At 42.0% G+C, this 25,432-nt stretch carries 27 protein-coding genes; all 27 read right to left on the bottom strand.

What is annotated here, in order from left to right; genetic code table 11:
* Positions 1–83 precede the first annotated feature (83 nt).
* The gene (gene proS, locus AC07VD_RS09475) at positions 84–1,778 is read right to left on the bottom strand and encodes a proline--tRNA ligase (protein ID WP_003231918.1); all 1,695 of its coding nucleotides are present in this window, start codon (positions 1,776–1,778) and stop codon (positions 84–86) included.
* 32 nt (positions 1,779–1,810) lie between these two features.
* On the bottom strand, positions 1,811–3,079 hold the full coding sequence (rseP, locus tag AC07VD_RS09470; protein WP_080332235.1) for an RIP metalloprotease RseP: 1,269 nt from the start codon (positions 3,077–3,079) through the stop codon (positions 1,811–1,813).
* A 6-nt stretch (positions 3,080–3,085) separates the two neighbouring features.
* A complete protein-coding gene (gene dxr, locus AC07VD_RS09465) occupies positions 3,086–4,237 on the bottom strand; it encodes a 1-deoxy-D-xylulose-5-phosphate reductoisomerase (protein WP_217017798.1) in 1,152 nt (383 codons plus the stop codon).
* A gap of 61 nt (positions 4,238–4,298) precedes the next feature.
* On the bottom strand, positions 4,299–5,108 hold the full coding sequence (gene cdsA / locus AC07VD_RS09460) for a phosphatidate cytidylyltransferase (RefSeq protein WP_003231924.1): 810 nt from the start codon (positions 5,106–5,108) through the stop codon (positions 4,299–4,301).
* 3 nt (positions 5,109–5,111) lie between these two features.
* The gene (gene uppS, locus AC07VD_RS09455) at positions 5,112–5,894 is read right to left on the bottom strand and encodes an undecaprenyl pyrophosphate synthase (RefSeq protein ID WP_003231925.1); all 783 of its coding nucleotides are present in this window, start codon (positions 5,892–5,894) and stop codon (positions 5,112–5,114) included.
* A 130-nt stretch (positions 5,895–6,024) separates the two neighbouring features.
* Positions 6,025–6,582 carry a ribosome recycling factor gene (gene frr / locus AC07VD_RS09450; protein ID WP_003231927.1) on the bottom strand — a complete coding sequence of 186 codons (558 nt, stop codon included), beginning with the start codon at positions 6,580–6,582 and terminating at the stop codon, positions 6,025–6,027.
* A gap of 1 nt (position 6,583) precedes the next feature.
* Entirely contained in the window at positions 6,584–7,306 is a 723-nt protein-coding gene (gene pyrH, locus AC07VD_RS09445) for a UMP kinase (RefSeq protein WP_003220923.1), read from the bottom strand.
* Positions 7,307–7,451: 145 nt separating this feature from the next.
* A complete protein-coding gene (gene tsf, locus AC07VD_RS09440) occupies positions 7,452–8,333 on the bottom strand; it encodes a translation elongation factor Ts (protein ID WP_003231929.1) in 882 nt (293 codons plus the stop codon).
* A gap of 101 nt (positions 8,334–8,434) precedes the next feature.
* Positions 8,435–9,175: a 30S ribosomal protein S2 gene (gene rpsB / locus AC07VD_RS09435; RefSeq protein WP_003220918.1), complete on the bottom strand. Its 741-nt coding sequence runs from the start codon at positions 9,173–9,175 to the stop codon at positions 8,435–8,437.
* A 143-nt stretch (positions 9,176–9,318) separates the two neighbouring features.
* Complete coding sequence (swrB, locus tag AC07VD_RS09430; protein ID WP_046160407.1) at positions 9,319–9,822, bottom strand: swarming motility protein SwrB; 504 nt, start codon at positions 9,820–9,822, stop codon at positions 9,319–9,321.
* A 28-nt stretch (positions 9,823–9,850) separates the two neighbouring features.
* Positions 9,851–10,615: an RNA polymerase sigma-28 factor SigD gene (gene sigD / locus AC07VD_RS09425; RefSeq protein WP_003220911.1), complete on the bottom strand. Its 765-nt coding sequence runs from the start codon at positions 10,613–10,615 to the stop codon at positions 9,851–9,853.
* Positions 10,616–10,637: 22 nt separating this feature from the next.
* On the bottom strand, positions 10,638–11,138 hold the full coding sequence (gene cheD, locus AC07VD_RS09420) for a chemoreceptor glutamine deamidase CheD (protein ID WP_003244852.1): 501 nt from the start codon (positions 11,136–11,138) through the stop codon (positions 10,638–10,640).
* A complete protein-coding gene (gene cheC / locus AC07VD_RS09415) occupies positions 11,135–11,764 on the bottom strand; it encodes a CheY-P phosphatase CheC (RefSeq protein WP_003231935.1) in 630 nt (209 codons plus the stop codon). Before cheC ends, cheD begins: the two co-directional genes overlap by 4 nt.
* An 18-nt stretch (positions 11,765–11,782) precedes the next feature.
* Positions 11,783–12,253 (bottom strand): chemotaxis protein CheW, encoded by a 471-nt coding sequence (gene cheW / locus AC07VD_RS09410; protein WP_003231938.1) that lies wholly within the window; start codon positions 12,251–12,253, stop codon positions 11,783–11,785.
* A 21-nt stretch (positions 12,254–12,274) separates the two neighbouring features.
* Entirely contained in the window at positions 12,275–14,293 is a 2,019-nt protein-coding gene (cheA, locus tag AC07VD_RS09405) for a chemotaxis protein CheA (protein WP_015483230.1), read from the bottom strand.
* A 5-nt stretch (positions 14,294–14,298) separates the two neighbouring features.
* Positions 14,299–15,372 (bottom strand): protein-glutamate O-methylesterase CheB, encoded by a 1,074-nt coding sequence (gene cheB / locus AC07VD_RS09400; RefSeq protein ID WP_350416092.1) that lies wholly within the window; start codon positions 15,370–15,372, stop codon positions 14,299–14,301.
* 1 nt (position 15,373) lies between these two features.
* Positions 15,374–16,270, bottom strand: a complete 897-nt coding sequence (gene flhG / locus AC07VD_RS09395; RefSeq protein ID WP_494721709.1) for a flagellum location/number ATPase FlhG — start codon at positions 16,268–16,270, stop codon at positions 15,374–15,376.
* Complete coding sequence (gene flhF, locus AC07VD_RS09390) at positions 16,261–17,361, bottom strand: flagellar biosynthesis GTPase FlhF (RefSeq protein WP_017694879.1); 1,101 nt, start codon at positions 17,359–17,361, stop codon at positions 16,261–16,263. Before flhF ends, flhG begins: the two co-directional genes overlap by 10 nt.
* Positions 17,361–19,394: a flagellar biosynthesis protein FlhA gene (gene flhA, locus AC07VD_RS09385; protein ID WP_003231947.1), complete on the bottom strand. Its 2,034-nt coding sequence runs from the start codon at positions 19,392–19,394 to the stop codon at positions 17,361–17,363. Before flhA ends, flhF begins: the two co-directional genes overlap by 1 nt.
* 32 nt (positions 19,395–19,426) lie before the next feature.
* The gene (gene flhB / locus AC07VD_RS09380; RefSeq protein ID WP_024571384.1) at positions 19,427–20,509 is read right to left on the bottom strand and encodes a flagellar biosynthesis protein FlhB; all 1,083 of its coding nucleotides are present in this window, start codon (positions 20,507–20,509) and stop codon (positions 19,427–19,429) included.
* Positions 20,509–21,288 (bottom strand): flagellar biosynthetic protein FliR, encoded by a 780-nt coding sequence (fliR, locus tag AC07VD_RS09375; RefSeq protein WP_003245510.1) that lies wholly within the window; start codon positions 21,286–21,288, stop codon positions 20,509–20,511. The genes flhB and fliR overlap by 1 nt, the downstream gene beginning before the upstream one ends.
* A 7-nt stretch (positions 21,289–21,295) precedes the next feature.
* Positions 21,296–21,565 carry a flagellar biosynthesis protein FliQ gene (gene fliQ, locus AC07VD_RS09370; RefSeq protein WP_003220888.1) on the bottom strand — a complete coding sequence of 90 codons (270 nt, stop codon included), beginning with the start codon at positions 21,563–21,565 and terminating at the stop codon, positions 21,296–21,298.
* Between the two features lie 14 nt (positions 21,566–21,579).
* Positions 21,580–22,245, bottom strand: coding sequence for a flagellar type III secretion system pore protein FliP (fliP, locus tag AC07VD_RS09365; protein WP_003245692.1), 666 nt, complete (start codon positions 22,243–22,245; stop codon positions 21,580–21,582).
* Entirely contained in the window at positions 22,238–22,897 is a 660-nt protein-coding gene (gene fliZ / locus AC07VD_RS09360) for a flagella biosynthesis regulatory protein FliZ (RefSeq protein WP_024571383.1), read from the bottom strand. Before fliZ ends, fliP begins: the two co-directional genes overlap by 8 nt.
* 14 nt (positions 22,898–22,911) lie before the next feature.
* Positions 22,912–23,274, bottom strand: coding sequence for a chemotaxis protein CheY (gene cheY / locus AC07VD_RS09355; RefSeq protein WP_014476812.1), 363 nt, complete (start codon positions 23,272–23,274; stop codon positions 22,912–22,914).
* A 25-nt stretch (positions 23,275–23,299) separates the two neighbouring features.
* Positions 23,300–24,436 carry a flagellar motor switch phosphatase FliY gene (gene fliY / locus AC07VD_RS09350; RefSeq protein WP_014479788.1) on the bottom strand — a complete coding sequence of 379 codons (1,137 nt, stop codon included), beginning with the start codon at positions 24,434–24,436 and terminating at the stop codon, positions 23,300–23,302.
* Positions 24,426–25,424 (bottom strand): flagellar motor switch protein FliM, encoded by a 999-nt coding sequence (gene fliM / locus AC07VD_RS09345; protein ID WP_494721708.1) that lies wholly within the window; start codon positions 25,422–25,424, stop codon positions 24,426–24,428. The genes fliY and fliM overlap by 11 nt, the downstream gene beginning before the upstream one ends.
* Positions 25,425–25,432 lie beyond the last annotated feature (8 nt).

The raw sequence follows: 25,432 nt of genomic DNA, 5'->3' as shown, positions 1-25,432 counted from the left end.
ATCATAAGTGAAGGTACCTCAGGCAATGAGGTACCTTCTATTATTTCTATTTTAACATGTTTTTTGATAAATCGTTATGGTGATTACTGCTTGCTGATAAACGCAGATAATTCGTCTACTGAGATCTCAGTTGACTCACCAGTTTGACGAATTTTCACTTCGACGATTCCTTCGTCAGCCCGTTTTCCGACAGTGATACGGATTGGAAGGCCGATTAGATCTGAATCAGCGAATTTTACGCCGGCACGCTCAGCACGGTCATCATAGAGCACTTCATAGCCTTCCGCTTTTAAATCGGCATACAGCTTTTCAGCAAGCTCTCTTTGCCCATCGTTTTTCATGTTCAAAGCAAGAATATGAAGATCGTACGGCGCAACGCTTTTTGGCCATATTAAGCCTTTTTCGTCGTGATGCTGTTCAGCAATAGCAGAAAGCGTTCTTGACACACCGATTCCGTAACAGCCCATCAGCATTGGCTGCGCGCGTCCGTTTTCATCTAAATATGTCGCATTCATCGCTTCTGAATAGCGTGTTCCGAGCTTAAAGACTTGTCCGACTTCGATTCCCTCAGCAAAACGGATCGTTCCCTTGCCGTCTGGTGAAGGATCACCTTCTTTAATAAAACGAAGATCAGCAAATTCTTTAATTTGCGCGTCACGATTCACATTGACATTTTTATAATGATGATCTCCTTCATTTGCCCCGGCAACAGCATTAACCATTGCTTTCACAGCTTGATCGGCATATACTTCCACATCCTGATGAATACCGACAGGGCCTACAAAGCCTGGCTCTGTTCCGAGCTGCTGAATGACCTCTTCATGTGTGGCAAGCTCTACAACTTCTGCATGAAGCAAGTTTTTCACTTTAATATCGTTAACTTCATGATCCCCTCTTACAAGCACTAAGACAAAACGGTCATCAGCTTTAAACAATACTGACTTAATGCACGCTTCAGCCGAAACCTGCAAGAACGCAGTCAGTTCTTCGATTGTTTTCACGTTAGGCGTATGAACCTTCTCTAGAGCTTTAGGCTCTTCATCTGAAGGAACTTCCTGGTGAAGAACTTCTGCCATCTCGATATTAGCCGCGTACTGTGATTCATCAGAATATGCAATCGTATCCTCTCCGATCGCAGAAAGTGCCATAAATTCGTGCGTATCCTTTCCTCCCATTGCGCCTGAATCAGCGATAACAGGTCTTACATTAATGCCGCAGCGTGCAAAAATATTAGAATAGGCCTCGTACATTTTTTGATACGTTTCATCCAGGCTCTCTGCAGATGCATGGAAAGAGTACGCATCTTTCATAATAAATTCGCGGCCTCTTAACAAACCGAAGCGAGGACGTTTTTCATCTCTGAACTTAGACTGAATTTGATAAAGAGTCAGAGGGAGACGCTTATAAGATTTAACCTCATCGCGAACAAGCGAAGTGATAACCTCTTCATGCGTTGCCCCTAAAGCAAATTCACGGCCATGACGGTCTTTTAGTCTCATTAGTTCGGGACCATACGTATACCATCTGCCTGATTCCTGCCATGTCTCTGCCTGCTGCAATGCGGGCATGAGCATTTCTACGGCATCAATTTTCTCCATTTCCTCTCGAACAATCTGCTGAATGTTTTGAATCACCTTATACGCAAGAGGCATATAGCTGTATACCCCGCTCGTATTCTGTCTGATAAATCCTGCTCTCAGAAGAAGCTGATGACTTTTTGCTTCGGCATCAGCTGGAACTTCACGGAGCGTAGGAATAAGCGTCAAGCTTTGTCTCATTTCTTCGCACCTCTGATTGATTTACTTTTCGTTTACAAAAACAGCCGCTGGATATCGTTCCATGTGACAACCAGCATAAGAAGCATTAAGAAAGCTACTCCGATAAACACAACAAATGCTTCTTTTTCCCTGTTAATCGGTTTGCCCCGAATCGCTTCAATAAATAGAAACAACAGTCTTCCTCCGTCAAGTGCCGGAATCGGAAGCAGGTTGACAATCCCAAGGTTAATGCTTAAAAACGCCGCAAACTGAAATAAGTTCACTATCCCTGTTTTCGCCACTTGGTCTGTCATGTCATATATGCCGACAGGACCTGACAGCATATCGAGTTTAAATTGGCCTGTTACTAATTTGCTCAGATTGGTTAAAATGGCTTTGGTGACATCAACTGTTGATGTCGCGCCGTAAGCAACCGCTGAGAGTACGCCTTTTTCAGTCGGCGCATAGGAACCGAAACGTCCGATTGTTTTTTTGTTCTCATCTTTAACAGCTTCCGGAGTCACCGAAATATGAAGCGTTTTGTTATCTCTTTTTACTGCAACGTCCATTTCTTTATCCGGGTTTTCTTTTACAGCGGAGACAATGTCAGTCCAAGACCTCATTTTCTCTCCGTTTATGCTTTGGATATAATCCCCTTCTTTTAGCCCTGCTTCAGCCGCCCGTCCATTGTCTGTCAGCTGCCCGAGCATAGGTTCATTTGACGGTACGCCTTGAATCAGCCCAAGCATCACTAAAATGACGTAAGCTAAAATAAAGTTCATAATCGGCCCTGCAGCAATTGCTTTAATCCGCTGCCACACAGGTTTGGAACCAAATTGGCGATTATACGGCGCAATCTGCACTTCTTCTCCGTCTACAATAAAAAAGGATGTTTCGCTGACAGTAAAGCTGGAAAGTTCGTCCTCTTTCCCCTGTTCATAACCGGTGATCTTCATGTCATGCTCTAGATCCGCTGTTTCCACTTCAATGACTAAAGCATCCGGATATTTTTCCTTTTGATTGATGATGACTTTCTCAACTTGATCTTCTTTATTAAACAGAAGCCCGACCGTGTATCCGGGTTTCACCTCAATCATTTCCGGATCTTCGCCGGCCATACGAACAAATCCGCCGACCGGAAGCAGCCTGATCGTATAGACTGTTTCATTTTTTTTGAAAGAAAAAATCTTTGGACCGAAGCCGATCGCAAATTCACGGCAGAGAATTCCCGCTCTTTGGGCTAGCAATAAATGGCCCAGTTCATGGAAGAAAACGAGCGTTCCGAAAATAATGATAAACGCTATAACTGTATTCACGAACATACCACCTTATGTGAGTATTGAATTGACGTATCCCCGGGTATCTTTGTCCACTTCTTGAATGTCCGCCAGGCTCGGTTTTTTCAGTAATTGATGGCGGGTTAGTGCCTTTTCGATACAGTCTTCAATAGCCAAAAACGGTATCTTGCCAGCTAAAAAGGCAGCGACAGCTACTTCGTTTGCCGCATTTAGCACTGTCGGCATTGTTCCTCCTATTTTACCTGATTCAAAAGCAAATTGTAAGCATCGGAACCTGTCAAAATCAGCTTTCTCAAAATGAAGGCTGCCGATTTCCCATAATTCAAGCCTTTTCGCATCTGGTAATGGCAATCGGTCAGGATAAGTGAGCGCATATTGAATGGGGACTCTCATATCCGGAGTTCCGAGCTGTGCGATCACACTTTTATCATGGAACTCAACCATTGAATGGATGATGCTCTCCTTATGTAAAACCACATCAATTTGTTCATAAGGTATATCGAAAAGCCAGTGTGCCTCGATCACCTCTAATCCCTTATTCATCATTGTAGCCGAATCAATTGTAATTTTTGCACCCATTGACCAGTTTGGATGTTTTAATGCATCTTCAACTGTTACTGATTCGAGCTCCTCCCGCGTCTTGTCCCGAAAACTTCCGCCGGATGCCGTAATGATGAGGCGTTCAATGTTTTTAGCCTGTTCGCCTTGAAGAGCTTGAAAAATGGCTGAATGCTCACTGTCAACAGGCAGCAGCGGAACCTCATATTTCTTAGCATGTTCTTTTACTATATGCCCTGCAGTGACAAGAGTTTCCTTATTTGCAAGCGCAATTGTTTTTTTCTGTTCAATTGCCTTTAATGTCGGGATAAGACCGACGCTTCCAAGCAAAGCGTTGACAACAATGTCAACCTCCTCCATCACTGCTGCTTCTATCAGCCCTTCTTCTCCCAGCCCGATTTGGCATTCAAAAGAAAAAGACATTTGTTTTAATTTATGATATGTATCCAGATCACCGACAGAGACAAACTTCGGCTGAAAGACCTCAATCATTGGAACGGCCTTATCAATATTTCTGCCAAACGACATAGATACCAGCTGAAATTGATCTTGATGTGCACGCAGTACATCAAGAGTCTGTTCGCCGATTGATCCTGTTGCTCCTAAAAGACAAATATTTTTCAAAGTTGCCACTACTCCTATTCTTATTGCTGCATGATCAGTCTCATATTCATATTAGACTTTTTTATGAAAAAAGGGCAAGCAGAAAGTACAAGAAAGGCATGACAAACAAGAAACTGTCAAAACGGTCTAATATACCGCCATGCCCAGGAAGAATATTCCCAGAATCCTTTACATCGTAATGTCTTTTCAACGCGGATTCCACTAAATCTCCCAGTTGTCCAAAAACAGACAAAAACAGCGTGATCAACAGCAGATAGATATACGGGATCGGAAGTTGTGCAACAAGCTGAAAAATCGTCGCCAATACAAGTGCGATGACAATTCCGCCTGCAAACCCTTCCACTGTTTTATTCGGACTGATTTCAGGCCACAGTTTCCGCTTCCCAAGCGATTTACCGACAAAATAGGCACCGGAATCGGTGGACCAAATGACAACACACGCATAAAAAATGTATGTTAATCCGTATTGGTCAAGATTTCTGATTTCGATAAAATAATGAAAACACATTCCGATGTAAATTGCTGCAAGCGTAATAAATCCGACTTCATCAAAAGTAAAGGTGTTCTTGACCAACACTGTGTAAGTCAGCAATAGCAATACCGCAAATAAAGCGATTTCCATTTTGGAAATTCCGTCCGCTTCAAAAAACGAATACTGGCTTGGCAATAAGAACATCCACAATAATAAAAGACCGATCAAACCAGGCAGTGAAACCAGCTTCAGCTTTTTCATCCGTAAAAGTTCAAAAAGCGCCACACTGCCCATAGCATAAATTAATATGGTGAACGGCAATTTCCCGACAATAACCAAAAATAAAAATACAATTGCTGCCAGAACACCTGTCAAAATTCTTTGTTTCATGTCCACCATCCTCTAAATTCCGCCAAACCTCCGGCCTCTCTGCTGAAACTCTCCTAACGCCTGCAAGAAGTGATCTTCTTTAAAGTCAGGCCACAAGACGTCAGTAAAGACAAATTCACTGTAGGCAACCTGCCATAGCATAAAATTACTCAGCCTTATCTCGCCGCTCGTTCGAATTAAAAGTTCAGGATCCTGCAAAGATTCAGTCATCAAATAAGTAGAAAAAAGCGATTCATCAATGTCTTCAATATTCAAAGAGCCTTCCTTCACTTTTTCCGCGAGTGATTTTGCAGCACTGACAATTTCAGTACGGCCTCCATAGTTAAGAGCAAAATTAAGGATCATTCCGTCGTTTTGCGCCGTGTCCTGTACAGCTTTTTCAATCGCACGTAATGTGTGCGCCGGCAAAGCCGTTTCATCCCCAATGATCCGAACCTGTACATTTTCCTCAACAAGCTCTGGAAGATACGTATTCAAAAATTCTTCCGGAAGCTTCATTAAAAAATCGACTTCCATTTTCGGTCTTTTCCAGTTTTCTGTTGAAAATGCATACAATGTCAGTACTTTGACACCTAATTCGTTTGCGAGCTTCGTGGTCCTTTTTACCACCTTCATCCCTTCATGGTGGCCTGCAATTCTGGGAAGAGAGCGTTTTTTAGCCCAACGGCCATTTCCATCCATGATAATGGCGATGTGTTCGGGAATTTCTCCCTTAAGTATGTCTTCTTTTGTATAACGTTCTAAGTTGGAAGCCGCAGTTTGCTGATTCTTCCAATTTTTGAGTATGTTGAGCATGAGATTCCTCCGTCACCCAAAAAGGTTACATTCCCTGCTGATAATCAATGTAATCAACAGTATTAACAAAAAAACCCCCTGTAAACATGAGAGGGTCTTTTCACTATTATCTATTGTACATAGTTTTTCATTAAACTTCCATGATTTCTTTTTCTTTGTCTTTTGTGACACTGTCAATTTTTGACACATATTCATCTGTCAGTTTTTGAACGTCTTCAGTGGAAGCACGCAGTTCATCCTCAGTAATGTCTCCGTTTTTCTCAAGTTTTTTGAGATCATCGTTAGCATCACGGCGAACGTTACGAACAGCTACTTTTGCTTCTTCAGCATATTTTTTTACAACTTTCACTAATTCTTTCCGTCTCTCTTCTGTTAGTGCCGGAATTGCAATTCGAATCATATTGCCGTCACTTGTTGGTGTAAGACCTAAATCAGCTTTTAAAATCGCTTTTTCGATATCGCCGATTGCTGTTTTGTCGTATGGTGTGATAACGAGCATACGAGCTTCAGGCACGTTAATAGAAGACAACTGATTTAAAGGTGTCTGCGCTCCGTAATATTCAACCGTTACTTTATCTAATAATGATGGATTTGCACGCCCTGCGCGTACAGTAGCCAATTCGCGCTGATAAGCAGCAATTGCTTTTTCCATTTTTTCTTTTGTTTGAGTTAATACTTCTTTTGACACGTTATTTCCCCCTCACGATCGTTCCGATTGATTCACCGATAACGGCACGTTTGATATTTCCTTCTTCCATAATAGAAAAGACGATAAGCGGAATGTCATTGTCCATGCATAAAGAGGAAGCTGTTGAATCCATGACTTCCAGGCCGTCTTTAAGAACGTCAAGATAAGAAAGTGATTCATACTTAACAGCTGATTCATCTTTTCTAGGATCAGCATTATACACACCGTCAACGTTATTTTTAGCCATTAAAATAACGTCTGCCTCAATTTCAGCAGCCCGCAGTGCAGCTGTCGTATCAGTTGAGAAATATGGGTTTCCTGTGCCCGCAGCGAAAATAACGACACGTTTTTTCTCTAAGTGGCGTATCGCTTTTCTTCTTATGTACGGTTCAGCAACTTGTCTCATTTCAATGGATGTTTGCACTCTGGACTGGATTCCGAGTGTTTCCAAGCTGTCTTGAAGAGCAAGCGAATTCATTACTGTCGCCAGCATTCCCATATAGTCAGCAGTCGCGCGGTCCATGCCCAGGTCACTTCCTGTTTTTCCGCGCCATAAGTTGCCGCCGCCTACTACAACAGCCACTTCGACTTCAAGCTCAGCGATTTCTTTCACTTGCTTTGCAATGGATTGAATGACAGTCGGGTTAATTCCATTTCCCTGTTCTCCTGCCAATGCTTCCCCGCTAAGCTTTAATACGATACGTTTGTATTTTGGTTTTTCCATGATAACCTCCAAGTGTAAACATTGCCGTTTTCTATTATGCAAGAGAAAAAAAGGTTTGTAAATATAGTTTTAAAAATAGGGAACACAAAATGTGTCCCCTATACTGCCTGAAAAGACGCGACTTAGCCGCGAAATCTTTTCACCATTATTTTTTCACTTGGTTCATTACTTCTTCAGCAAAGTTTTCTTGACGTTTTTCGATGCCTTCTCCAACTTCATAGCGGACAAAAGTTTGAACAGTAGCGTTTTTCGCTGCAATAACTTGTTTCACTTTTTCATCTGGGTTTTTAACGAACGCTTGGTCTAATAGACAAATTTCTTCGAAGAATTTGTTCAGACGGCCTTCAACCATTTTCGCTACGATGTTTTCAGGTTTGCCTTCTTGGAGGGCTTGCTGAGTTAAGATTTGACGCTCATGATTTGTTTCTTCTTCAGATACTTGATCACGAGAAATGTAACGAGGGTTAACTGCAGCAACGTGCATTGCGATATCTTTCGCAGTTTCTTCATCAGTTGTACCGTTGAGAACAGTTAATACACCGATGCGGCCGCCCATGTGAAGGTACGCACCGAATGCAGAGCTGTCGTCTTTTGTAAGAACTGTAAAGCGACGAAGAGTGATTTTCTCACCGATTTTAGCAACTGCGCTTGTGATGTACTCTTCAACAGTTGAGCCATTTTCCATTTTTTGACCCATTGCTTCTTCAACATCTGCTGGCGTGTTTGCAAGAAGGTGGTCAGCTAAAGTGTTAAGAAGCTCTTTGAAGCCTTCGTTTTTCGCAACGAAATCAGTTTCAGAGTTTACTTCTAGGATAACGCCTTTGTTACCGTCAGTTTTAATAAGGGTAGAACCTTCTGCTGCGATACGGTCAGCTTTTTTCGCTGCTTTTGCAATCCCTTTTTCTCTTAAAAGGTCAATGGCTTTGTCCATATCTCCGTCAGTTTCAGTTAACGCTTTTTTACAATCCATCATGCCCGCGCCAGTTTTTTCACGCAGTTCTTTTACTTGCTGTGCAGTAATTGCCATTTGTATTCCTCCTTATATGTTTAAACAAGAGTATGTATATTACACATTTTTCTTGAAAAAAGGTGATAAAAGGCAGTCCCTCTTATCACCTTTTGAATAGGTTACGCAGTTGTTGTTTCTGTTTCTGGTGCAGTTTCTTCAGCAACTTCCGCTTCTTCTTCGCCTTGCTTCGCTTCTAAGATTGCATCTGCCATTTTAGAAGTTAGAAGTTTAACAGCGCGGATAGCGTCATCGTTCGCTGGGATAACAACATCGATTTCATCTGGATCACAGTTAGTATCTACGATACCGATGATAGGGATGTTTAATTTGCGAGCTTCCGCAACAGCGATGCGCTCTTTGCGAGGATCGATGATGAATAATGCATCAGGAAGATCCTTCATATCTTTAATTCCGCCTAGGAATTTTTCAAGACGCTCTAATTCTTTTTTCAATTGAACGACTTCTTTTTTAGGAAGTACATCAAACGTACCGTTTTCTTGCATTTTTTCAATGTCTTTAAGACGTTTAATACGTTTTTGGATTGTTTCGAAGTTTGTTAATGTACCGCCCAACCAGCGTTGGTTGACATAGTACATGCCAGAGCGTTGAGCTTCTTCTTTAACAGAATCTTGAGCTTGTTTTTTTGTTCCGACGAAAAGGATTTTTCCGCCTTCAGCAGCAAGATTTTTAGTGAAGTTGTAAGCTTCCTCTACTTTTTTGACTGTTTTTTGAAGGTCAATGATGTAGATTCCGTTACGCTCCGTGAAAATGTAACGCTTCATTTTTGGGTTCCAACGGCGTGTTTGGTGACCGAAGTGAACACCAGCTTCAAGCAATTGCTTCATAGAAATGACTGACATGTTATTTCCTCCTAATATAATGGTTTTTTTCCTCCGCTTAGGTCATTTTTGTGCAGAACTGCCGCCTGCAGCACCCTCTGCATAAATCGTTAAGCGTGTGTATTTAACACCAAGACATAATATAACACAGCTTTATCCGACAATCAAGAATCCTTTACACCTTTGGAGCGAAATTTTAAAAATAGCTCGATTTCTGTCTTTCCGCTCTTCATTTTCTGGGCAATCTGACTTGCCGAATATCCCTGTTCATATAATTCTATGACCTGGTCTTCAAATGATTGGACCTCACTGTTTACGATCTCTTCCCGACGGTCAACCTCTGTAATCAGACCTTCAATATGTTCAGGAAGATTCTCTGCCTCTTGAACTGGATCCCGCTCTTGATATGTTTCAGAGTGCTGAATGCCTGGTTTTTGGGATTCTTCATCTGATTGACTTGCAGATGAAGCTTTATTTTCTATCAGTTTCTCATTTTCTTCTTTTAATTCAAGCAGAAATGCCGCCAAGGTGTTTTCCGTCTCTTCAAGTATCTGTTTTTGCTGTTTTTCTGTTTCTTTCACTGCAGCGAGCCTCGTATACAGGATAATGACAGCGTACAGAAGAACGCCGTGGAGCGTAAAGCTTAAAAGCCATAATAGTGTTGACATGTTTTTCACTCGCTAACCATGAAATTCATTATTGTATCACTTTTTCCAGCAGATTCTTTAATTTAAATAATGCCTTTGAATGGATCTGAGATATGCGGGACGTAGAGAGATTTAATACTTGTCCGATTTCTGTCAGTGTCAACTCCTCTTTGTAGAACAAACTGACAACCAGCTGTTCTTTTTCAGAGAGTTCGTGAATTTTTTCCGCAAGCTGTGCAATCAGTTCATCCTTCATAATCTTTTCTTCAGGCGGAACATTTTTGTCATCTCTGATCATGACTTGAATGTTTTCCCCGTCATCTTGATCATGGAGCTTTTCATCAATTGACAGCAGATTTGCAAAAAAACCTTCATTCATTGTTGACACGACATCCTGTACCGTCATTCCGAGTTCCTCTGCAATTTCCGCGGGCGATACATTCCGAAGATACCGCTGTTCAAGCTTTTCAATTGCCGCTTCAACCTTCTTTGTTTTTTCGCGTGAGGTTCTGGGCAGCCAATCTTCTTTACGAAGCCCGTCTATGATTGCGCCGCGAATTCTAAACGAGGCGTAGGTATCAAATTTTAAGTCCCGGCTGGGGTCAAATTTTTCAAGGGCATCATATAAACCAAGCATACCAAGGCTCATAAGATCGTCTTTATGCACTGATTTCGGCAGCCCGACAGAAATTCTGCCTACATGATATGTGACAAGCGGCATGTAACGGCGCATTAAGTCGTCACCGGCTTTAGGATCTTTCCACTCTTTCCAGCGCGTCCAAAGCACCTGATCTTCATAATTCAAGGATTGCATTGTTATCCCCCTAATACCTTAATTAAATCGTTTTTTCACCTTGTTTAACAGTTCGAATATGCAGCATGCAGGACTTCGGTTCAAATTCTATCGTCCGGCCGCTTGAGCCGCCCGTATCTTCACTAATAATAGGAATATTAAATAAAGACAGCTGTTCTTTTATCGCTAATACATTTCTCGGTCCGATCTTCATCAAATCATTTGTCGATTTAAATTTAAACATCTCTGATCCGCCGGCCAGCTTTGCTTTTAATGCAAATTTCCGGCATCCCGCTTCTATCAGCATATCAATCGTGGTCTGTACGGCGGTGTCAGCGTACTTAGCCCGGTTGAGCTCGGCAGTTTTCGATAACGTCGAATCCGGAAGCATGACATGAACAAGACCCGCCGTTTGCTTTTCTTTATCATAAAGCACCAGCCCCACACATGAGCCCAAACCAGAGGTCCGGATGGTATCCGGGAAGCGGGCGATCTTCACGTCAGCAATCCCAACCTTTATAACAACAGCCTCAGTTGTACTCATAATGATGCACCTAAGGCGACAAAGAGCTTTTCAAATGAATCATAGTCCGGCAGCATAAACATATGCGCTTTCAGCTCCTGCTGATGGCTTTGGTCAAAAATTGACGTGTCGACAACAATGGCGTGTTCTCCAACCTGACTGAGCTCCATCAGCCCTTCGCTGATCACAGCTCCGAACATGTCCAATGAGACTTCAGGAACACTTGGATAGAGCTGGAGTTTCGTCAAATCCGCCAAAGCTGTTAAATATGACCCCGCTAAAATATTGCCCAGTTCATGCAAAGCGGATGAGCTCATGTGGTCTTCACCTAAGTCCTCTATGTCAAAGTCGGGGTTTCCAATCAGTTCTCTGATAAACTGCTCCGCCTGAAAAAAAGGCATTATAAAGAACATTGAACCCGTTAAATCGCCTTCCATTCTTAAAAAGATGCTGGCAACCGGGACATCGGCGCCGCCGAAAAAATCAACAAGCTCATCAAAAGACAGCAGCTTTGCAAATGGGACTTCCATATCTATCTTTCTATTTAACAGCTGGGCCATTGCAGAGGCGGAGTGGCCGGCGCCTATATTGCCGACTTCCCGCAAAATGTCCATCTGCTCTTCTTTGATTCCATTAAAAATACTCATGTCATAACCCCTTTAAGATTAAGCTTGATCGGGCACAGCGGACTGAGATGATTCTTTATCCAAAACCGCGTTCGCATCAATAATATTTAAGAGTCTGTTCTCTTGTTTCACAATCTGTTCGATCGACACATCCGTATCTTTCTGAACGCCTTCTGGAGCAGATTCTATTTCACTTTCGTGTACGGTAATCACATCATTCGCTTCATCCACAATCCAGCCGACTTCAATATCACGATAAGCAATAATGATAATTCGTGTTTCATCGGTAATTTCATACTCTGGCAAATTCAGGCGTTTTCTTAAATCAATAACCGGAGTCACCACCCCGCGTAAATTGATTACCCCGCAAATATATGGTTCGACGCCAGGTACCCTCGTTGGCTTTTGCCATTTTTCAATTGATTTCACCTGAGTGACGGAAATGGCATATTCTTTGCCATTTACCATAAAGACTATCATTTTTTCGCCTGTTTTAATTTCTGCAGTCATGTGAGACACCTCCTCGAATGGTTAAATAATCAGTGCATTACAATCAATAATGAGCGCTACTTCTCCGTCTCCTAAAATAGTAGCTCCGGAAATTGCAAAGACGTTTGTTAAATAATCTCCGAGTGATTTCAGCACAACTTCCTGCTGGCCAATAAAGGAGTCCACCACAAATGCAGTAGGTTTGTCGCCTTTTTTCACGACAATGATATGGAGCTGTTCCGCATCTTTTCTTGTATCTTCTATTTTAAACTCTTCTTTTAAATAAACGACAGGGACAATATGCCCTCTAAAGTCAATCACTTCACGGTCATGCGTTTGCAAAATGTCTTTTCTGTCAATAACTGCTGTCTCAATGATTGAAGAAATCGGAATGGCAAATGTCTCTTCTTCCAACTTAATCAGCAGAACTGAAATAATAGACAAGGTAAGCGGCAGCTGGATGCTGAATAGAGAGCCTTGGCCCTCGGCTGATTTCACACTTACTGAACCGCCAAGAGATTCCAGTTTGTTTTTTACAACGTCAAGTCCGACACCGCGGCCGGAAATATCAGAAATTTGGTCAGCAGTTGAGAACCCCGGAGCAAAAATCAATTCGTAAATTTGGTTGTCTTCTAAGGTTTCAGCTTCTTTTTCCGTTATGACTCCGCGCTCAAGCGCTTTTTCCAGAATTTTTTTGCGATTAAGGCCTGCGCCGTCATCCTCTACTTCGATAAAGACATGGTTGCCGCTGTGATAAGCTTTAAGCACAACTTTTCCTGATTCCGGTTTTCCCTTTTGCAAACGTGTTTCCGGCGCCTCGATACCATGGTCAATACTGTTTCTGATCAAGTGAACGAGTGGATCTCCGATTTCATCAATTACTGTACGATCCAGTTCAGTTTCCGCACCGATGATCGAGAGTTCAATTTTTTTATTCAGCTCTTTCTGAAGCTGGCGAATCATTCTCGGGAATCTGTTAAAAACGGTTTCAACCGGGACCATTCTCATATTCAGAATAATCGATTGCAAATCTCCGGAAATTCTCGTCATTCGTTCAACCGTTTCAGTCAGTTCATTGTGCTCAAGCTCTTTCGCAATCTGCTCGAGACGCCCGCGGTCAATGACAAGCTCTTCAAATAAGTTCATTAAAGAATCAAGCCTGTCAATGTTGACACGAATTGTTTTAGATCCGCCGGCTGAATGCTTCGCCTGTTCATCGTTTTTAGCAGGCTGTTTTTGTTTCTCCTGCTTCGCAGGTACAGCTGCTGCTGGTGAATCTTCTTGCTTAGATTCTTCAGGCTTTTCGGCTGATGTTAAAGGAGCCCCTTGAATGACTTCAACATGCTCAATTTCCGACACGCCATTGATTAATTGTTCAATGTCTTCCGCTGATTGATGTGTTAAGAAACAAACTTGAAAGTCAGTTCCAAAGTCTTCTGTTTCAAGCACTTCAGCACTTGGAATTGTTTTGGCTACTTCTCCGACTTCATTTAGTTTTTCAAACACCATATAGACACGAACTGCTTTTAACATACAGTTTTCGTTCAGAGAAATCTTGATTTCATATCGTTTGAAGCCTTGCTCCTCCGCTTCTTGTATAACTGTACGTTCAAATTCATCATATTCCCAATCAGATGCTGAACTCTGTGCTTCTGCAGGTTCCGCGGAGGCAGCGGATTCAGCGTGCGCACCATTCACATCAAGCTTGGCACTCACTTCTGAGATATCTCTTTTACCATCCCCGCCATCAATAATAGACTGAACCATTGCTTCCAGGTGATCCAGAGCTTCAAACAAAATATCCAGCCAGTCTGAGGTGACTGCCATGTCTCCGTTTCGGATTGCATCCAGCACGTTTTCAAGCAGATGGGTTAGATGTGCTAAATCCGTGTAGCCCATCGTTGCGCTCATTCCTTTTAATGTATGGGCAGCCCGAAATATATCATGTACGAGCTGAAGGTCAGTCGGGTCTTTCTCTAAAAGGAGAAGCTTTTCATTACATGTTTGTAAATGTTCTTTACTCTCATCAATAAAGACATCTAAATACTGATTCATATCCATTTGAATCACACCCTCTCTTTTTTCACACAGCTTGTGATGGATGCTGCGATATCTTCCACATGTTTAATTTCATGAATGAGACCCGCTTTAACAGCAGCTTTTGGCATCCCATATACGACACATGATTCTTCAGACTCCGCAATGGCTTTCACATTGCCGGCTGTTAGCATGTCCTTTAGCCCTGCAGTGCCGTCACTGCCCATTCCGGTCATGATAACCGCTACTTTTTCATAGTCTGACAGTTTCCCGACAGAACGGAATAAATAATCAGCAGATGGTTTATGACGGCTTGGTGTGTCGAGGTTATCAAGCACAATCTGGAGACCTCCGCTGTTTTTAATAACAGATATGTTTTTTCCGCCCGGTGCTATGTAAACACAGCCATTAAGTGCTGCTTCACCATCTTTTGCTTCTTTTACCTGAATGTCAGATAAATGATTCAGCCGATCAGCCAAAGAAGCAGTAAACCCTTCAGGCATGTGCTGAACGACAACCACTGGTGCGTTCAAATCCTTAGGGAGCTTCGGTATCACCTTTTGTAACGCCCGTGGACCGCCTGTTGATGTGCCGATACACACAATTTGTCTGCCCGTGCCAGGTTTCGGTTTGCTTAATTCAGGCTTAACGACAGCACGCACAATAGGTTCGGGCCGAACTGTCTGGGAAACAGGACGTTTCTGCTTGCCGGAAAGTCCTGCCGCGACGACTCGCTCAACTAATTGTTCTTTAATTTTGTATAGATCCAGAGATATTGAGCCTGATGGCTTTGTGATAAAGTCAAAGGCACCGATCTCCAAACAATTAATTGTGCATTCTTTACCTTTCTCGGTCTGGCTAGACACCATAATGACCGGCAAGTTATAAATCTCAATAATTTTGCGGAGCGTATCTGTCCCATTCATGACCGGCATTTCAACATCAAGAGTAATAACATCCGGTTTTAATAATTCAATCTTCTTAAGCGCTTCTTCTCCGTTTCTCGCAGTTCCGATTACTTCTATCTGCTTTTCCTCGGTCAGAAAATCACTTATCATTTTTCTCATAAAAGCTGAATCATCAACTACAAGCACACGAATCAAATTAAGCCCTCCTCATTAAAAAAGAAGATAATTTCTCAATAAATGTCGGTTTGTCTTCTTTGTGTCTCGTTTCTTCTCTTTCAAACAAGGCGTCCGCTAAAATACGGACTGACCGGCTGGCTTTTGCCTGAGGGCTTTTTATGAAAAAAGGAACCTGTTCGACAACCGCTTTGCTCACGATCACATCGTCAGAAACGGAACCGGCAAACTGAACCTGAACATCCAAAAACATATGAATTGTACGGGAGAGGCGGGCAAAAGCGTCAAGCCCTTCCTTTTGGTCACGGCATCGATTGACAGCCACCTTCATTGAAAGCTTATTTTCTGTCAAAACCAAGTGCTTGACAGCGCTGTATGCGTCCATAATGGCCGTCGGCTCGGGAGTTGTTATAATCAAAATATCTTCTGCTGATAAAATAAAAGGCAGTTGATCTTTTGATAAGCCCGCTCCCATATCAAACAGCACATAATCGAACTGGCTTAATGCATGAGAAAGTTCATTGGCAAAAAACGTCCATTTTCTCTGATCGAGCTGAAACATCACATCAAGACCGGTTCCCCCTGATATATACCGCAAACCCTTTGGGCCAACGGATAATGACTGCAGCAAAGGCTTACGATCGGTTAAAACATCGATTATCGTGGCAGACGATGAATTTCCCATTAATATATCAATGTTTCCCATCCCGATATCAAGGTCGATGAGCAGCACCTTCTTACCTTTATCCTGCAGCGCAAGTGCCATATTTAAGGTAATATTGGATTTTCCGACACCGCCCTTGCCGCTAATGACAGCAAGTGTCTTCGCTTTTTGTGAATAAATCATCGGCAGAACGCGCTCACGTTTTTCCATTTTCGCCCGTAAAGTTGCTGCTTGGTCATATCTGTTCATCTGCACAGCATCCTCACAAAACCAAGTGGAGATACAGTCTGTATATCCTCAGGCACATTCTGTCCGTTTGTCATAAACCCGACACCTATTTTTGATTCTGCCAGTATATTAAATACAGAACCTAAGGAAGTCGTTTCATCTATTTTCGTAAAAATATACTGATTGACAGGGACGGATGAAAACCGTTTGACAATATGCTTCATATCTTCATATTTTGCAGTCGCGGATAAAACAAGAAATGACTGAATGCTGCTCTCAAAAGGAATCGTCTCTTTCAGTTCATCAATGTATTGCGGGTCCTTGAAGTTTCTTCCAGCTGTATCAACAAACACATGATCATACTCAGAAAATAGCTCCTTCGCCTGCTGAAATTCTTCTTTTGTATAGCAAACTTCCAGAGGAGCCTGCAGCAGTTCAGCGTATGTTTTCAACTGTTCAACAGCTGCAATACGATACGTATCTGTTGTAATAAAAGCGATTTTTTTATGTTTTTCAAGCATAGATATGGCTGCGAGTTTAGCCAGTGTAGTTGTTTTACCAGCCCCTGTTGAACCAAAGAGAACGATATATTTTGAATGAATTGGCTCCTGCCACTTGTCTGCTGCGGGCAGCATATCGCATAGTATTTCCTGAAGTTTGCCGACAACATTTTCTTCAGTCAAGCCGCCTGCTTCAACAGAGAAGCGAAGCAATTTTTTCAGAGTGTTCGTTTTCGTAGACTCTTTGATCCCTGTTTCTTGCAAAAGCTTTTCTGCTTTTCGCAGCGGCTCAGGAAGTACAGATTGATATGCTGAAAAATCACCTAGCTCCTGTTGCGCCGGAATTTGAGGGGGATATGTTCTCTCCTCTATTTTCGGACTGCTGACCGGAGTTTTTAATGTTTGTTTCGGTTCAGCTGCCTTCTGAGGCGTTTTTTTCTCAAGAAAGTCCTGATCCAATACGGCGATTACTTCAACAGCAGGCTTGTTGACGAGGCCAAACCATTTTCGCTTTTTAATTTTTTTCGAATTTAATATGACCGCTTCATTACCTAACTCTTTTCTGATGAGAAGTGCCGCTTCTTGCATTGAAGCAGCAGTAAATTTTTTTATTTTCATTAAATATCCACCACTCCAATGCTTTGTACCTCAACATTCGCCTCAAGTTCGTTATAAGAGAGTACCGGAAGATCAGGGAAGTACCGTTCCAGAAGCTGCTTCACATACATTCTGACAGGCGGCGAGCAAAGAAGAATCGCGGTTTCCTGACGTAATGAGAGCTGTTCAGCTTCTTTGGCGACAGAGCGCACTATACTTTCTGAAATATCTGGTTCAAGTGATAAATAGTTCCCGTGTTCCGTCTGCTGCACACCGTCTGCTATTGCTTTTTCTACACGGCCGGAACAAGTAACAACCTTCAACACTTCATTTTCTTTGGCAAACTGGGCTGTAATTTGTTTAGCAAGCGCTTGTCTTGTATACTCTGTTAAGAGATCAGAATCTGTTGTTAATTTCCCATAGTCAGCAAGTGTTTCAAAAATCGTTACTAAGTTTCGAATTGAAACTTTTTCTTTTAAAAGCTTAGCAAGCACTTTCTGAATATCACCGACAGACAATGGATTCGGCGTAACCTCTTCAACCAGGACTGGATACGATTCTTTCAAGTGATCGATCAGCTGTTTTGTCTCCTGCCTTCCGATCAATTCGTGGGCATGCTGCTTAATTTTCTCCGTAATATGCGTTGAAACGACTGATGCAGGATCAACTACTGTATAACCAAGCATATCGGCTTCATCCTTTACCGCTTCGCTAATCCATTTAGCCGGCAGTCCGAATGAAGGCTCCACTGTTTCAATCCCTTCAATGAGATCGTCCTCAGGAGTAGGCGACATCGCTAAATAATGATCAAGCAACAGCTCGCCTTTTGCTACCTCGTTTCCTTTAATTTTCAATCGGTATTCATTAGGCTGTAACGCTATATTATCTCTGATTCGCACGACAGGAATGACAAGCCCGAGTTCCAAAGCCAACTGACGGCGTATCATAACAATTCGGTCTAATAAATCACCGCCTTGATTGGCATCAGCAAGCGGTATCAGGCCATATCCAAACTCAAATTCTATCGGATCTATATGCAGAAGCTGAACAACACTTTCAGGGCTTTTAAGCTCGTCCACCTCAGCCTCTTCCTCAAGAATCTCATCCACTTCTTCTTTTTCCTTACCTGATTTAGATAGTGTATATGCGCCAAAAGCAAGCAATCCCGCAAGCGGCCCCGTCAGAAGGATGCCGATCGGAGTGAAAATACCTAAAAGCATGATCGTAGCTGCTGCGACGTATAAAAGCTTTGGATACGCAAACAGCTGGCCTGTAATGTCATGCCCTAAGTTTCCTTCAGAGGCAGCTCTTGTGACCACAATACCCGTAGCCGTAGAAATTAACAGTGCCGGGATTTGCGAAACAATTCCATCCCCTACAGTCAGCATCGTAAAGTGTGAAGCAGCTTCTTGAATGGACATGCCCTGCTGAAGCATTCCGATCACGATTCCGAAAATAATATTGATCATCACAATGATGATTCCGGCAATGGCGTCACCTTTTACAAATTTACTGGCACCGTCCATTGCTCCATAAAAGTCTGCTTCTCTTGCCACTTTTTCGCGGCGATGCTTCGCTTCCTGTTCGGTAATCATCCCTGCGTTTAAATCAGCATCAATGCTCATCTGCTTCCCCGGCATTGCGTCCAGCGTAAACCTTGCTGCAACCTCGGAAACACGTTCAGCACCTTTTGTAATGACGATAAACTGAATAATAATAAGGATGATAAATACAACGAGTCCAACTAATACATTTCCGCCGACAACGAAATTTCCGAAAGTCTCGACGACTTTCCCTCCTTCACCGTGTGAAAGAATTGAACGGGTAGTTGAGACGTTCAAGCCCAAACGAAATAGGGTCAAAAGCAGCAACAGTGACGGAAAAATCGAAAACTGAAGCGCTTCCTGCATATTCATTGTGGTGAGAAGCACGATCAACGCAAGAGAAATATTAATAATGATCAAAATACTTAACAGCCATGGAGGAAATGGAATCACCAGCATCGCCACAATGAGGACAACACTTATTAAAACGGATAAATCTCTTGTTGACATGCTGTTTTTTCTCTCCTTTTAAATCGAAAAATTCAATATACTTTTTGTTTTGTTTTATATACGTAAGCCAGAATTTCTGCTAAAGCTTTAAAAAATTCTTCCGGCACTGCCTGGTCAATTTCCACCTGATCATATAACGCACGGGCAAGCGGTCTGTTTTCTACCATCATGACATCATGCTCTTTAGCAATTTTCCTAATTTTTAACGCAAGGTGATCGACGCCTTTTGCAACAATATAAGGTGCGTCCATTTTTTCTTCATCATATTTCAAAGCAATCGCATAGTGAGTCGGGTTTGTGATAATGACATCTGCTTTTGGAACTTCCTGCATCATCCGCCTCATCGCCATTTCCCGCTGTCTTTGTTTAATTTTAGACTTGATAATCGGGTCTCCTTCAGATTTTTTGTACTCATCTTTTATATCTTGTTTTGACATTTTGATATTTTTCTCATAGTCAAATCTCTGATATAAATAGTCGAGACCCGCAAGAATCAACAATGCACCTGCACCGCTTAGTCCCATCCACAAAGTGAGTTTTGAAACGAAAGAAAGTGCCTCTTCGGGTGTCAGGAGAGGAAGCCGGAGAATTTCTCCATAATGCAGCCAAAGCACAGCAAAAGCCGCAAAACCGACGACTACGATTTTCAAAATTGATTTAATCAGCTCTACAATCGCCCTCATACTGTATATTCGTTTAAAGCCTTTGATCGGATCCAGTTTTTCAAGCTTAGGCTGTATCACTTCAGCAGAAAATAAGAACCCAACCTGCATATAGTTGCTTACGACTCCTGCAACAAGAGCAACAAGCAAGATCGGCGCGAGTATCATGCCCATATCCTTTAATAAGCTGACAAACAATGTATGCACATTTGATTCTGAGAGCTTCATTGTGAGCGATTCGGTATAAAATGTTTCTATGAATGACAGCAGCCTGTCTCTCATATACGGACCAATTGCAATAAGCGAAAGGAATATTACCAGTAAAGAAACGGCGGTATTGACATCCGAGCTTTTGGCTACTTGCCCTTTTTTTCGCGTATCCTTCCGTTTTTTCGGAGTGGCTTTTTCTGTCTTCTCTCCCGCAAAAAACTGCAGGTCAACTCTAAGCTTCATTAAGAAACACCGACCAATGCTAAAAGATTCCGCATCGTTTCAATCGTTAAGCTGAAAACATTCCGGACAACGACGAAGATAACGGACATACATACAATGAGCATGATGAAACTGACAGCGATCTTTAAAGGCAGACCGACCACAAATACATTTAACTGCGGAACAGTTCGAGCCACGATACCTAATGCTAAATCAACTAAAAACAAGCTGGCCACAACCGGCGCTGACATTTGAAAAGCGATAATAAACATTGCATTAAAGCTTTTCGCGATAAAATAGGCAAACTTTTCATCGCCGAAATTCGGAAATGCCTGATCAACTGAAATATACTGAAAGCTGTAGTAAATACCGTCCAGCAGCAAATGGTGGGCATTGACACTCAGCATAAACAAAAGTGCCATCGTATAGATAAACTGGCCAATCAACGGACTTTGTGCACCGGTTTGCGGATCAATAACGTTTGCTATTGAAAATCCCATTTGAAAATCAATAAACGAGCCGGCAATCTGCACTGCGGCAATCATCATATAAGCAATTAAACCCAGACATAGGCCGACCAAAGCTTCTTTAAACGCCAAGAGCATATAGTGCTCATCTATCTCCAAAGAGGGCGGTTTATCAATGGTGCTGAAACAAATGACCGCAAGAAAAAAAGCAAAACCTATGCGATGAACAGCTGGCACATTTCGATGTCCAAATAGCGGAATCGTTACAAAAAAAGCAGAGATTCTAATAAAAACCAATAAAAAAGCAGGAAATAAGTCAATAATTGAATTCATCTCTACATTACCCTGCAAAACGATTTAAATTAGAAAACAGCTCTGTTGTAAATGAAAGAATCGTCGACAGCATCCAAGGACCAAAAAAAATGAGAGCCAGGAGAACCGCCACGATTTTCGGAATAAACGCCAAAGTCTGTTCCTGGATTTGAGTTGTCGCCTGAAATATGCTGACAATTAAACCGACCAGTAAAGCAATAGCCAATAATGGCCCGCTGATCATCAGCGTTACGTATACGGCTTTTTCCGCCATAGAAATTACAAATTCTGAACTCACGTTTAGCACCTACCCTAAAAGCTCTGAAGCAAAGATTTCACAATTAAATACCAGCCGTCTACCAAAACAAAAAGTAATATTTTAAAGGGCAGAGAAATCATAACTGGAGGCAGCATCATCATTCCCATTGACATCAAGACGCTCGCCACTACCATATCTATAATTAAAAAAGGGATAAAAATCATAAAACCTATTTGAAATGCTGTTTTAAGCTCCGATATGGCAAAAGCCGGAACCATTGTTGTTAACGGAATATCCTTTAATGATTCAGGTTTATCCATTTTCGCGTAATTCATAAACAGCGCCAGATCCTTCTGCCTTGTGTGTTTACTCATAAATTCTTTAATCGGTTCCTCAGCTTTCGTATACGCTTCATCCAAGCTGATTTTGTTGTCCATTAATGGGGTCAGCGCTTCTTTATTAATTTCTGAAAAAGTAGGAGCCATAATAAAAAATGTTAAAAACAGCGCAAGCCCGATAAGAACCTGGTTTGGGGGCATAGATTGCGTCGCAAGTGAAGTTCTGACAAATGACAGAACAATGACGATGCGAGTAAAACAAGTCATAAGAATCAATATTCCAGGCGCCACTGAAAATACAGTTAACAATAATAGTAATTTAACAGTTGAACTTACGTTTTCCGGATCGCTTGAACTGAAAATATTAATAAACTCATTCATGATGACGTGGGCCTTTCTTCTTTCCTTCAGAACGGTTTTGTTTTAACTCTTCAAGTTGCTCTTTTAATGCTTTTGAAAATGAAGGCAGTTTTTGCTGCGGCTGATGTTCAGAACTCTTATGCGGCTTCACAAACTTTTGCCACTCTATTTTGCTTGACATTGCCTCTTCATGCTGACTGAGAATGACTTCAATCTCTTTTTCATCCTCAATTTCTTTCAGCAGCTGGATCGTCTCTCCTACACCGACGACGAGCACACTTTTCCCGACCTTGATCAATTGTATGGATCTGTTCTGGCCGACCGATGTGCCGCCAATATTTTCAACATATTGAAAAGGCTTTAGGAGCCGATTTCTTTTGTTCATGAGCTTAACCAGCCCGTAAATCAGCACGATAACAAACAGTAAAGCGAAAATCATCTTTACAAAATCAAAAGCTGAGACAGAAGGAGCAGCCGCTCCCTCCGTCTCATCAGCAGTTTTTGTTGTTTTTTCTTTCTTTTGCTCTGACTTATCTGCATTTTTTTCATCTTTTTTTTGAAACCATTCGTTTACAGTTGAATTATCAGAGTCTGCCGCGGCAGCAGCAATCGGATGTACACTGAATAAAACGAAAAAACAAATAAAAACGATAAAATATTGACTCTTTTTCAACAGTCGTACACCCTTTAACTTAATGTTTTGTTGATTGCTTCAAGCACACGGTCAGCCTGGAAAGGTTTCACAATGAAATCCTTAGCGCCGGCCTGAATGGCATCAATAACCATTGATTGCTGTCCCATAGCAGAACACATGATGATTCTTGCCTGCGCATCAATTTGTTTAATTTCTTTTAATGCTGTAATACCATCCATTTCTGGCATCGTGATATCCATAGTAACAAGGTCAGGTGAATGCTCTTTATATTTCTCTACCGCTTGTGCTCCATTTTCAGCTTCCGCCACAACTTCAAAACCATTTTTAACCAAAATATCTTTAATCATCATTCGCATAAATGCTGCGTCATCTACAATTAAAATTCTATGTGCCATAATCTATCTCTCTCCTTGTGTTTCGTTATTTTAAATTATTAATGCGCTCTGCCTGGCTTAAAATGTCAGTGACTCTTACTCCGAAGTTTTCTTCAATGACAACGACCTCGCCTTTGGCAACGATACGCTGATTAACTAAAATATCTACAGGCTCACCGGCTAATTTATCAAGCTCGATAATACTTCCGGCAGAAAGCTCTAAAATCTCTTTTACGCTTCTCTTCGTTCTGCCAAGCTCAACAGTAATCGAAAGCGGGATATCCAAAAGCATATCCAGATTATGAATAGGGGCTTGTACAGCTTCGTTTGGATCAAACGCTGAAAATTCCACCGGTGAAACCTGAACTGGCGCTGCTTTTTTTGCTGTTCCCTGCCTTTTTGGCGGCTGCTGCTGTTGCTTCGGTTCAATACGCGGCTCTGGCGTCACAGGCTCTTTCGGCTGTTCGTATGTAACTTCAGGCTGCACCGTTTCTTCTTCCTCTGCACTTTCTGAGTTCATAAGGCTTGAAATTAAATCTTTCGCAAATGTCAATGGGTAAAGCTGCATAATGCTGGAGTCTATTAATTCTCCTACCTTTAAGTTGAAAGAAACTTTCACCAGCATTTCATCATCAGGAATACGGTCTGTACCCTTTTCTTCAGTAACATCCAGCAATTCAACCCGAGGAGGTGAAATATCAATTTTTTTACTGAATACAGTAGACATTGATGTGGCAGCCGATCCCATCATTTGGTTCATTGCTTCTTGAACCGCACTTAAATGGATTTCACCCAGTGAAGGGTCCGCACCTTTTCCGTCTCCCCCGATCATTAAGTCAGCAATGATCGCCGCGTCACTTTGTTCCACGACTAACAGGTTGCTTCCGCTGAAGCCCTCCGTATAATTCACTTCAATCGCTACATACGGTTCAGGAAACGCATCGCTGATTTTACTTCTTGGAATGACCGTTACGCTTGGAGTCGTAATATCGACCTTTTGATTTAAAAGCGTTGACAGTGCTGTCGCAGAACTGCCGAATGAAATATTACCGATTTCACCGATCGCATCACGCTCCATTTCCGATAAGTCATCTACTTCCGGAACCTCTGGCTCATCAAGCGTGCTGCCAGTACCGTTAAGAAGCGCGTCAATCTCATCTTGAGATAATCTATTATTCTCCATCTTGTTCACCTCTTATGTCGTGATCTAAAATTTGCACTGCCTGTTTTCGATTCACCCGGCCGGCTTGTCCTAAAAATTTCGGCTTATCTCCGACCAATACAGTAAGAGGATCCGTGACTGATTTGTCCAAAGTTATGCAGTCTCCGACTTCTAAACTTAAAAACTCTTCTATCGTCAGTTCAGATGTGCCGAGCTCGGCCACGACAGGTATGTGTGCTGTCATGATACGTTTTTCAAGCGACTTTGTTTCCTCAGGCTTTGGCTCATTTCGGTCTGATTGCATCCAATAGTGGACTGAAAGCTTCGGTATGAGCGGCTCGAGTACGATATGCGGGATACAGAGATTAATGACACCGCTGATTTCACCAATTTGAGTATTGAGCGAGATCACCACGACTGTTTCATTAGGAGATACCATCTGAACAAATTGCGGATTCACTTCAAACTCAGTCATTTCCGGTTCAATATCAGCAATTGACTGCCAAGCTTCTTTATAATTACCCAGTGCATTTTCAAATAAATTAGAAATGATTTTTGTTTCAATTTCTGTCAAACTGTCAACCTTGTTATGACTGATTCCAATCCCGCCCATGACTCGATCCATCATCGTATAAGCTATCGTGGGGTTGACCTCCATCATAATTCTTCCTTCCATCGGATGAACATCAAATAGATTTAGAATCGTCATGTTTGGAATCGATCTGATAAATTCCTCATACGGAACCTGATCAACAGAACTGACAGATATGTGAATATAGGTTCTGAGCTGAGCAGAAAAATGAGTGGTAAGAAGTCTTGCAAAATTGTCATGAATTCTCGTTAAACTGCGAATCTGATCCTTAGAAAACCGCAGCGCACGTTTGAAATCATAAACCTTGACTTTCTTCTCTTTTTCTTCTTTTTTCAGCTCTTCAGCGTCCATTTCACCAGTTGATATTGCAGAAAGCAGTGCATCTATTTCATTTTGGGAGAGAACTTCTCCTGACATTTTCCTCA

Source organism: Bacillus sp. GW821-FHT01G09 (assembly GCF_059422205.1).
Note: the sequence above shows the minus strand (reverse complement) of the source record. Positions and strands in the feature narration are given on the sequence as shown.

Bases quoted from the DNA above. Each gene is read 5' to 3' on its own strand.
- proS (WP_003231918.1), bottom strand. From the start codon at position 1,778: ATGAGACAAAGCTTGACGCTTATTCCTACGCTCCGTGAAGTTCCAGCT.
- rseP (WP_080332235.1), bottom strand. From the start codon at position 3,079: ATGTTCGTGAATACAGTTATAGCGTTTATCATTATTTTCGGAACGCTC.
- cdsA (WP_003231924.1), bottom strand. From the start codon at position 5,108: ATGGTGGACATGAAACAAAGAATTTTGACAGGTGTTCTGGCAGCAATT.
- uppS (WP_003231925.1), bottom strand. From the start codon at position 5,894: ATGCTCAACATACTCAAAAATTGGAAGAATCAGCAAACTGCGGCTTCC.
- pyrH (WP_003220923.1), bottom strand. From the start codon at position 7,306: ATGGAAAAACCAAAATACAAACGTATCGTATTAAAGCTTAGCGGGGAA.
- tsf (WP_003231929.1), bottom strand. From the start codon at position 8,333: ATGGCAATTACTGCACAGCAAGTAAAAGAACTGCGTGAAAAAACTGGC.
- rpsB (WP_003220918.1), bottom strand. From the start codon at position 9,175: ATGTCAGTCATTTCTATGAAGCAATTGCTTGAAGCTGGTGTTCACTTC.
- swrB (WP_046160407.1), bottom strand. From the start codon at position 9,822: ATGTCAACACTATTATGGCTTTTAAGCTTTACGCTCCACGGCGTTCTT.
- sigD (WP_003220911.1), bottom strand. From the start codon at position 10,615: ATGCAATCCTTGAATTATGAAGATCAGGTGCTTTGGACGCGCTGGAAA.
- cheD (WP_003244852.1), bottom strand. From the start codon at position 11,138: ATGAGTACAACTGAGGCTGTTGTTATAAAGGTTGGGATTGCTGACGTG.
- cheC (WP_003231935.1), bottom strand. From the start codon at position 11,764: ATGAGTATTTTTAATGGAATCAAAGAAGAGCAGATGGACATTTTGCGG.
- cheW (WP_003231938.1), bottom strand. From the start codon at position 12,253: ATGACTGCAGAAATTAAAACAGGCGAAAAAATGATAGTCTTTATGGTA.
- cheA (WP_015483230.1), bottom strand. From the start codon at position 14,293: ATGGATATGAATCAGTATTTAGATGTCTTTATTGATGAGAGTAAAGAA.
- flhF (WP_017694879.1), bottom strand. From the start codon at position 17,361: ATGAAAATAAAAAAATTTACTGCTGCTTCAATGCAAGAAGCGGCACTT.
- flhA (WP_003231947.1), bottom strand. From the start codon at position 19,394: ATGTCAACAAGAGATTTATCCGTTTTAATAAGTGTTGTCCTCATTGTG.
- flhB (WP_024571384.1), bottom strand. From the start codon at position 20,509: ATGAAGCTTAGAGTTGACCTGCAGTTTTTTGCGGGAGAGAAGACAGAA.
- fliR (WP_003245510.1), bottom strand. From the start codon at position 21,288: ATGAATTCAATTATTGACTTATTTCCTGCTTTTTTATTGGTTTTTATT.
- fliP (WP_003245692.1), bottom strand. From the start codon at position 22,245: ATGAATGAGTTTATTAATATTTTCAGTTCAAGCGATCCGGAAAACGTA.
- cheY (WP_014476812.1), bottom strand. From the start codon at position 23,274: ATGGCACATAGAATTTTAATTGTAGATGACGCAGCATTTATGCGAATG.
- fliY (WP_014479788.1), bottom strand. From the start codon at position 24,436: ATGGAGAATAATAGATTATCTCAAGATGAGATTGACGCGCTTCTTAAC.
- fliM (WP_494721708.1), bottom strand. From the start codon at position 25,424: ATGTCAGGAGAAGTTCTCTCCCAAAATGAAATAGATGCACTGCTTTCT.